Genomic DNA, 5,827 nt, shown 5'->3' with positions numbered 1-5,827 from the left:
ACTTTTCTAGAAAGAAAATAGAAAAACCCCGAATGGTAGTCACTTTTTAAGTGTCTACCATTCGGGGTTCAGTTCAGTCTTGGACAGAGGACGTTTTTTTATTTTGTCGTTTTTTTTCTAGGAACAGAATCATATGCCTATTGAAAGTCGCTATTATAGGAGATAAGAGTATGAGTTCGTGTCCCGTGTCGATGAAAAGAATTAGTACCGATTACGGAAATGGACAAGAATATGTTCCCATTATCGATTGGGCTACAAGTAACTAATCGGTCTTCGACCGTGAATTCATTAAGCTAACGGGCAGTCCTCATATCTAAATTCCATGTTATGGTAATATTGAGTTGGATTTATGAAAAGTTTACAAGGGAGTGTAAGCAAAACGGTTGAAGAAACGTTCATCTTTCTAGCGTGTATAATATGTTTTCGTTAAGAATGGATGAATGTAAATAATACATATGGAGGTAATTAAGATTGAGCATTCATTACTATCTCAGTTGGTTTAATAATTTTTTTCCAGAGAAGCTAGTCCATTGTTTGCATGAGGATATACAAGACAGAAAATCGCTTGTTATGATTAGCGCTAAACCGTCTGGTTACACAGGTGAGCAAATTAACATTGATGATGTTTCAGAATGTACATGGTTAAATCAGGCTAACATTATTTTTGATGAATATCATTTCATTGATTACCGCATGCAGAAGGAAGATGCCCAGCAATTCATTCAAAACGCTTCTGTCATTTTTTTATGCGGTGGAGATCCTGTTTTGCAAAACGATTTTTTGGCGGATTATGAATTATCAAATGTTATTAAGGACAGCAATGCCGTTATAATAGGTGCCAGCGCCGGTGCGATAAACATGGCTGCAAAATGGTTATGCTTGAAAAGCACTGGCAATGAAGTTGAAACAAGTACTATTTATGATGGTATTGGTTTTGATCATTTTGCCTATGAATCTCATTCTAAACGCGACTACGCTACGTTTGTTCAAGGCTACCTGTTCCCCTTGTCTGAAGAGACTGATGTTTATGCGGCAGAACAGGAGAGTGCAATGCGTGTAAAGGATGGCAAAATAGAAATAATGGGGCCTGTATATTTAATTTCCCATTCAAAGATTCAGAAATTGGTTGAGACGCTCTAATTAGGGTGAGTGGCTGTGACCTAACAGAATTAATTCCTTCTGATGTATCAAGGCTATCAGCAAATCATCCAAGGTCTCCTCTCTATGATTGGAATACTGTTTTTATCCCCAGGACTTATTGTTGGGCAGAAATGATAAATTTTTAAGACAACCTTCAATGGCGGTCAGACTATGCTCGGGAGATATTAGATGCTCATTTTATTGAATTAACGGAAACATTAGTTGTATACAGGATAGAGCAGTCTGCCGGTCGCAGTTGCTCTATTTTTTGTTAAGCTAACCGGCAGGATAATGCAACGTTAGTTGAACACAGCAGGGAGCAGCTTGCAGTTGGCAGTTGCTCCCTTAGGGTATGTGTGAACTGCTAAGGAAGGATAGTAAATTATCCTTCGAGAATATATGATGCAATGAAGTTAATAGAGATTCCCTGGAGGTAATATAATGTTGAACAAAGAAACTGTAGTAAAACAACTTGAACAAGTAGGATTAGGTCAATATGGACATGCCATTGCAAACTGGGCTTTTCCTACAGCTCAACTTTTTCTTAAACCTGTATCTGACATTATGATTCCTATTGGAGGAAGCAAGGTAGGAGGTAATCCTGATCTTCCTGATGATATAGAATGGCCATTATGGAAAGATTATGATATGACTTTTATTGCTCAAATTAACTTGGCAGATTGTCCAGTAGATATTTCTCTTCCTAAAAGTGGGTTGCTGTCTTTTTTCTATGCTGTAAAAGCTATGTATGAGGACGATGACTTTTATAATGATCCTCACACATGTCGAGTAATCTACATCGATTCAGACCGCCTCTCGAAAATTTCACGAAGAAATATTCCTAATAATTCAATTGATTCAGAAATAATGAAGCCGAACAAGATTTTATATGAAACGAGTCTATCTGTACCAACTGCTGAGTCAGCTTATTTGAAAAGTTTGGGGTTAGACTGGAATGGTAACAGAGATGATTATGATAAGTATTGGAAATCATTTTTACCGCATTGGTCAAAGGAAGGGTACGTAAACAGACTTATGGGTCATCCTGATCAAATGCAAGGCGATATGCAAGTCGGTTGTGAAATAGCCGTTGGTCCGTACAGCTGGGATGATCTGAATAATTCGGATATTCGTGAGAAGGTTGTTAATTCCGCATTAAAATGGCGTTTACTACTACAAATTGATTCCGAAGAAGAAAAAACCGGAATTATGTGGGGAGATGTTGGAAGGATTTATTTTTGGGTTCATGAGGATGATCTTACTGATTCATGCTTTGAGAGAGTAGTTTGTGAAATGCAGTGTGGCTAAACTAACGGTAAAACGATAGTAGGAAACAGCAGGGAGCAGCTTGCCAGTTGGCAACTGCTCCCTTTTAATTATCAAACCGGCAGTAGGGCAGCATTAGTTGAATGAGAGTTCTTAATGATATGTCTCATGAGCCAGTAAATTTATAGTGTTAGATCTACTTTATTACCTCTGCCACTAGTACAGTTAAAAAAAGAAAAAAGCACAATCCTTCCGGCTAAGAGAAGAAAGCGCTAGGGCAACAAATACACTATTTGCTGCTCTTATAACAGTTGCACTATTTCATACCCACTTGCGCTCTACATTCTTTGTATCTGTTTATGTATAAGTAATAGATAATAAAAATTATATATTATACAATCTAATATTTTTATGGAAAATTTTTATGCTTAATATCTGTTCCAGTCATTCCAAGTTGTTCAATTTTATTTTCATCTTCATCAACTATTTCATAATAATAAATAGTATCGGGTGTATCTGAGAATACAACTAAAACTTGATATCCTATTGCTGTTTTATCTTTATCCTTTGGTTTTCTTTTTGAATTAACACTTAATATATCACTCTCCGAATACCCTTTCTCCTCAATTAAGTAATCTTTGACCTTTTCCTCAGTATAGGCAACAATCTCTGGATCACTCTTCGGTGGAGTGTTAAGAAGGTGAAAAACATAGAACACAAAACCAATTACAAGAATTAAAAGCCCTAGAACAACTCCGCCACCAATCATCATTATTTTCTTCAAAAAAATTCTCCTTTATCTAAAATCATTTAATATATATTAACAAATCGCTTCTAATAAAAGTATAATAAAACTAGCAATAAATAGAATATTATTACATAAAAAAGATAGAAAGTTATTTATCTCAGAAGGATAGCCCGTTAACTGTGTTTTTTTGTGAATTATTATAAAATAATATTGTGCTAATATAAATTTACAGAAGCTGACTATAATGGACTAACAATACTCTTATCTTCGTTCAACTAACGGTAAAACAATAGTTGAATACAGTAGGGAGCAGCTTGCCATGAACCTGAACCCTATTAAGTAGACAGTTATAAAAAAAGGATGTGCCGCTATTCTACCGATCTTTAGATCTTTTACACTTGATGTATAAACGTGAGAAAGTCCTCCGTCCTGATCATTGTTTCTATTACCAAAGTACACGTAATCATGTGCTACTGACCAAATAGTACTGTTTTGAGATCCTTGATACCACCAAATTAAAGGATCACCCCACGAGGTAAAGTTAGTGCAGTTGGTTACAAACTGTCTGAAGCAAAAATAAGTGATGACTAGCATTCGTTGCACTTCCCAGGCAAGGTCATCCGAAAAAGATTTTACTAACATTAGGTAGCCTGACTCAGTTAAAAGAATTAATCCATTAAGTGCCCTTTGAAGAACTCACAAGCTCCTCTAATTGCATATATACAGGTTTCTTGAATATAGTCATATAGGCTCATTAATACCTTATTATTCGACAAATTTATACATAGTAGATCACGTATATCCTCCTATTTTATTAATTTTTTCTTTCTGTTACCATTATTAATATTAATATTTCAATTATTTGAACATTGTTTATTAAAAAAGGAAGAGAAAGCAGGGATTAATTTTGTTAATTAGTAAAACGATCAAAAGAGTAACAGTTTTGGCTTCAGCTTCCCTAATTTGTGCATCATTACTTGGTAATTCAACTACTTTTGCAAGTGAAAAGTTGTCTATTGAAGAAAAAAGGTCAGCAGTACATCAAGCATACGGTTTATCTGAAGATTGGGTAAATGATCTAATTGACGAAGATCTACAGTATTATTATGATGGTATTTCCGAACTAGTTACTTCTTCAGTTGATGAAAATTACTTCAAACTAGAAGAGGTCTATGATTATACTTTAGCAACTCCAGATAACGGATATAGTCCACTTCAAATTGTAGACACAAATGTATCTGAAGTTTCCAAACAGGAAGCAATGGAACAATCTAATAATAAAGATAATGGAATTACTACCATGGGAGCATCTACGACCACAACTAGTTGGCTTAAACTTGAGACAAGCAATGAGAAATATTCTACATCTCAAGGCGGTGCTTCTGCTCGGTTCGAATGGCTTAAGACACCAACACAAAAACAGAAAGATGTCCTTGCTCTTGGAACAAATAGTAACATGAGTGTTATACCCGGAACAGCATCAAATGTATTTAAATATACTTATTTAGATCAAATTAATCCCAGCAAAGTAATCCAAAAAACCAATAATCCAGTAGCCTTTCAAAGCGTTCTAGGTTATGCGTATGAGATGCAACTTCCACAAGTTAATGATGGAAACAGCCCTTCTCATCCCGATTATGCAAGAAACATAATAGGTTACATGAAGTATAGATATACTCCAAATGTATCGACATTGACAAAGGCAGATATCTATGCTAAATACGGTCATAATATTACAATTCTAAACTCCTCATTAAGTGTAGACATAAAAGGAACTGCTGGTATAAGTATTGGTCCAGCAAGCAAAACAATGGAAGTTTACAATCACAATCAAATTTCTTGGTAAAGAAGGATTTTAATTGAAAAAAAAAGCATATATTCCTCTATTGATACTTCTTATTGGATCTCTATTCTTTAATATATTTTTATATCAATCCCATAACGCTAAACAGGATTTATTTCAGCAAAACCTCAACCAGAGATTATTAAGTGAGCTTTCTTTCTTTTCTTCGAAACTTGAAGAAGGCAAAGTCCCTAACACTTCTGTTCTCAGTTCTGCTTCAAGAATTGATATCTTATCGTATTACTCTGATTTAGAAGTGAATACCAGTTTAGCAGAAATTATTGCAGAAAAAATTGATAATAATCAACCTTTGAAAAACGTAGGAAAAGTACAAGAGAAAATCATTGATATACAAGATGATCCGGATCAAGAAAAAATATTGGAACTAAACAATTTTCTTAAAAAATAAGACCCCTAGGGGTCTTATTTTCAGATTGTAGACAAAAGGCATTCTGAATGCCTTTTGTCTACAATCTGAGAAGGTCTATCGACCTTCTTTTTATATTAGGATCAAAGTTCATTTTGATTTTTTTAGAGTAGTTGTGTACAGCAGGGAGCAGCTTGCCATTTGGCAACTGCTCCCTTTTATTAGGACAGCCTATGTGTTTCTTGTATTTTAACTGAATTCTAGATGTAAATTTCTGCATTGTGATTGGAGGTTATTATCCTATATAGTTAATGCTTCCATCCTGCCTAGCGAAACCATAAATAACAACATTCAAGATTATCAGGCACATATGATCGTTTAAGATCCTACAAAATCCATCGGATATTTCTTATGCTTAATTAGCTATATGAGGAGGTGAAATTTATGAGAGAAAAAATAAATT

Annotated in this window: 5 protein-coding genes; 4 read left to right on the top strand and 1 reads right to left on the bottom strand. The window is 34.8% G+C overall.

Translation table 11 applies throughout. The features are described from left to right. Positions 1–471 precede the first annotated feature (471 nt). Both H9647_RS25390 and H9647_RS25385 read left to right on the top strand, forming a co-directional pair. On the top strand, positions 472–1,140 hold the full coding sequence (locus H9647_RS25390; RefSeq protein WP_191805251.1) for a Type 1 glutamine amidotransferase-like domain-containing protein: 669 nt from the start codon (positions 472–474) through the stop codon (positions 1,138–1,140). Between the two features lie 441 nt (positions 1,141–1,581). Beyond that, positions 1,582–2,448: a YwqG family protein gene (locus tag H9647_RS25385; RefSeq protein WP_225229581.1), complete on the top strand. Its 867-nt coding sequence runs from the start codon at positions 1,582–1,584 to the stop codon at positions 2,446–2,448. Between the two features lie 367 nt (positions 2,449–2,815). Here the strand turns inward: H9647_RS25385 and H9647_RS25380 are convergent, their stop codons facing one another. Beyond that, positions 2,816–3,190: an EGFR-like transmembrane domain-containing protein gene (locus H9647_RS25380; protein WP_191805249.1), complete on the bottom strand. Its 375-nt coding sequence runs from the start codon at positions 3,188–3,190 to the stop codon at positions 2,816–2,818. A gap of 871 nt (positions 3,191–4,061) precedes the next feature. Between H9647_RS25380 and H9647_RS25375 the strand changes: the two genes are divergently transcribed. Next, positions 4,062–5,000, top strand: a complete 939-nt coding sequence (locus tag H9647_RS25375) for a hypothetical protein (protein WP_160037224.1) — start codon at positions 4,062–4,064, stop codon at positions 4,998–5,000. 13 nt (positions 5,001–5,013) lie between these two features. Then, positions 5,014–5,406, top strand: coding sequence for a hypothetical protein (locus H9647_RS25370; RefSeq protein WP_160037223.1), 393 nt, complete (start codon positions 5,014–5,016; stop codon positions 5,404–5,406). The last annotated feature ends 421 nt before the right edge of the window (positions 5,407–5,827 follow it).

It is taken from the genome of Paenibacillus gallinarum (assembly GCF_014836635.1).
Lineage (GTDB): Bacteria > Bacillota > Bacilli > Paenibacillales > Paenibacillaceae > Paenibacillus > Paenibacillus gallinarum.
The sequence above is the reverse complement of the archived record's forward strand: the minus strand, read 5'-3'. Positions and strand labels throughout refer to the sequence as shown.